At 38.8% G+C, this 3,546-nt stretch carries 2 protein-coding genes and 2 pseudogenes; all 4 read left to right on the forward strand.

Annotation, left to right across the window (positions count from 1 at the left end; all coding sequences use genetic code 11):
- Positions 1-73, forward strand: a pseudogene (locus ACFIK1_RS05080) (integrase); the annotation flags it as partial.
- A gap of 207 nt (positions 74-280) precedes the next feature.
- Positions 281-481 carry an AlpA family transcriptional regulator gene (locus tag ACFIK1_RS05085; protein WP_011180791.1) on the forward strand — a complete coding sequence of 67 codons (201 nt, stop codon included), beginning with the start codon at positions 281-283 and terminating at the stop codon, positions 479-481.
- 98 nt (positions 482-579) lie between these two features.
- Positions 580-1,438 (forward strand): annotated as a pseudogene (locus tag ACFIK1_RS05090) (toprim domain-containing protein).
- Positions 1,439-1,450: 12 nt separating this feature from the next.
- Complete coding sequence (locus tag ACFIK1_RS05095) at positions 1,451-3,058, forward strand: YfjI family protein (RefSeq protein WP_375662235.1); 1,608 nt, start codon at positions 1,451-1,453, stop codon at positions 3,056-3,058.
- The last annotated feature ends 488 nt before the right edge of the window (positions 3,059-3,546 follow it).

Raw genomic sequence — 3,546 nt, forward strand, 5'->3', positions numbered from 1 at the left:
TCGGACTGACTATTTAGAACAGCGCCGCGTTTATATGGATAAATGGGCGGCTTATGTCACGGGTCAATCTTAAGATATGGGGTGAATAACCCCATTATCTGTGGATAACTTTAGCTCTCTTTTCTCTCATTCTCTCTCAATAAGACTCATAACGTATCACATCAGAAATTGTATGATAAAATATTGTTTTCTATAAATAAAACATCTTTCTAAATGAACCAAAATGTGGTTAATAAATAGTTATGATTTGTTACCATTTTTTGATAGAAAGGATTTTAGTATGACAGAAAATGATATTCTTTTGACAGACCGTGAAAGTGCAAAATTGCTTCATATGAGTGTCTCAACATTCCGCCGTCATGTAACCAATGGCTCTCTCCCAAAACCTTTAAAATTTGGTTTTTTGTCCCGTTGGTTACAATCGGATCTTATCAATGTCATCGAGCAAGCAAAACAGCAACGTCAAAGTGACGCGGCATAAAAAAAAACTTGTCACGTAAGGACGGACAAGGCTTTCTCAAACTCATCACCCTAGAGATAGCACAATCCGTCCTGTGACGCAACGTTATAGGATTTACAATGATGTGTTCTTTTAAGAATGCGCAAAGTATCACACGTGCCTTGCGCGGGGTTTGGCATGGGCGCTATGGAACAGCCCGTTGCCCTGCTCATGATGATAGGCTGCCTAGCTTATCCCTTGCCAATGGACATGATGGGCGTCTCTTACTCTATTGTTATGCTGGCTGCTCTTTTAGAGAGATCATACAAGCACTCATTAGAATTGGATTGCTTGGAAAACAAGCTTATGATCAGACGCTCTCTTTCTCCAAACAGTTTTGTGCTGATCTCAAACGAGCAAAACAGAAAGCAGAGAGAGCAAAAGCAATTTGGCAACAAAGCCAACCAATCAAAAATACTTTAGCAGAAACCTATTTACGCATGCGGGGTATTACATGTGATTTGCCTGCTGATTTACGTTTTCACGACAAGTGTCTATACCCCTCTGGGGGTACACTGCCCGCGTTGGTGGCTCTTGTTAAGGGCGCTGGCTCTTTCGCCATTCATAGAACCTTTTTACAAGCCAATGGCTGCAAAACAGACCAAAAACCAGCAAAAGCCATGTTGGGATCTGTAACGGGTGGTGGGGTGCATTTAAGCCAAGCCAATCCAAAACATTTGGTCATTTGTGAGGGCATTGAAACGGGTCTGGCTCTTTTGTCTGGGTTGTTATCTGAGCCTGTGAATTTATGGGCGTCTCTTTCAACCAGTGGCATGATGCGTGTGAATTTACCCCCTACAAAAGGGCGTCTCACCATTGCAATGGACGGCGCGTAAAGCAGGTTTTACCCTCGCTGCGCGTGCCTATAACCATGGCTTTGAGGTCTTTATGATGCAAGCTCCAAAAGGAACGGATTTTAATAACGTATTACTTTCTTAAAAGAGGGAAACTATGAAAGATAGTAATTTACAAAACAATAATGAAAATACTCCCGTCAATGATAACGATAATGTCTCTTTAAACGAAAATACTTGTTTAAAAGCCATTTCTTATGAACAAGCCTTGCAACAAAATGGTTGGGGGCAATTAAAACCGATTGCTACGGCTCTCTTACCTGTCGAGCCTTTTAGCTTATTACAGCTTCCAATGCCATTAATGGACTATATTTATGAGGTTGCCGATCTTCAACAATCTTCTATCGATTTTATTGCTATCTCTGCTTTATGTGGCTTGGCTGCTGTGATTGGCAATGGCGTGCGGATTGCTCCCAAAAAACATGATAATAATTGGAAAATTGTTCCTAATCTCTGGGGTGCTCTTGTGGGGCAACCTTCAACACTCAAAACACCTACCATGCAAGCCGCTTTAACTCCTCTCTATGCCTTTCAAGAGGAATGGCATCAAGAATGGTTAAAGAAGAAAGAACAGCAAGAAAAGAAAGATATTCTTATTGAATTAGATAAACGAGAAAAGAAAAAACAAGCCTATAAAGCACTCAAAGATCAAGATGAGGAACAAGCCCTTGCCCTTCTTTCACAATCTATTGAACACAAAGAAAGTGATGATAACACTCTTGATAAACGACGTCTTATTGTCAACGATGTGACTGTCGAAAAGCTTGGGGAACTCTTAAAAGAAAACCCCCGTGGTCTCTTGATGGTACGAGATGAATTGGCTGGGTTTTTAGCTAATATGGAAAGAAAGGAATACCAAACAGACCGTGCCTTTTATCTAACAGCTTTTAATGGCAATACGTCATACACCTATGACCGTATTGAACGTGGAACCATTCATATTCCCAATGCAACCATTTCCATTATTGGGGGCATTCAACCCTCACGCATTATTCCCATTATTCAAGCCATGTGCCATGGAATAAATGATGATGGTTTCATGCAACGATTTCAAATGATTGTATGGCCCGACGAACGAAAAAAGCGGTTATGGACGGATAGACCTCCCAATCAAAAGGTATGGGAAAGCTATCAAGGGGTCTTTCGTTCTCTTTATGATAAACCGTTAGGCTCACCAAAGCATCCGATAACCATACGCTTTTCTGCTGAAGCTCAAGAAATGTTTCGTGTATGGTGGGAAAATTTTCAGAAAAAAATAAATAGTGGTCATTTCTCTACAAATTTACAATCGTATCTTTTGAAAATGGATAAAACCATACCAACACTTGCGTTGATTTTTGAATTGACCGAAGGGGGTCGTTTTGAAATCAATAGAAATGCTCTTGAGAGAGCCTTGTATTGGGAAAAATATCTGTTAAGTCATGCCAAACGTCTTTATGCGGCGCATGATACATTAGCAACAGAAAGTGCAAACTTGCTTGTCAAGCGCTGTGATTATTTACCTAATGTTTTTACTGCACGGGATGTTTATAAACGTGATTGGAAATGTTTAACAGACAATCAAACCGTTAAGCAAGCTTTAGAGCTTTTATGTCGTTGTAACTATATTCGTGAAATCTCTGGAGAGAATAACTCCCAAGGCGGTCGACCTACCATACGTTATGAATGGCACCCCTTAGTGAAAAGTCATAAAACATTTCAATGAATGAATTTTAAATTCCAATAAAACATATAACTTATGTATTCATAAAATGAAACCTTCAAAACATTTCCCATCTATTGGTTTTGGAGGTTTTGGGGGTTTTGGAGGTGCTTTTTATTCCCCTCTTTATATATTTTAAAAATCAAAATAAAAGTCATTATATTTCAATATGTTAATTTTTATCAACTTTTCAAAAAACAATCTATATCAACATTACAACCTGTAAATTCAACTTATAGCATAGGTTTTGTAGGGGTTTTGGGGGTATAGGGGGGGTATATGCTTTTTATCTTTCTTACAAAGCAAGCAATAAAAGCCTATCAAAACATACATTCTGATATCTTAAAAGCACATATCAAATTTGTCTTTTTTCCATAAAACGAACAGCAAATTTCACTATTTTGCTGATCTTACCTCATGTCATAGGCTGTGGATAAGTAGCCTTTAATAAAATTTCTTTTTAAGCAGGTTGTGGGTCTTTAGCACCCTTT

The sequence above is a fragment of the Bartonella sp. OC16QHHD genome (assembly GCF_042194035.1).
Lineage (GTDB): Bacteria > Pseudomonadota > Alphaproteobacteria > Rhizobiales > Rhizobiaceae > Bartonella.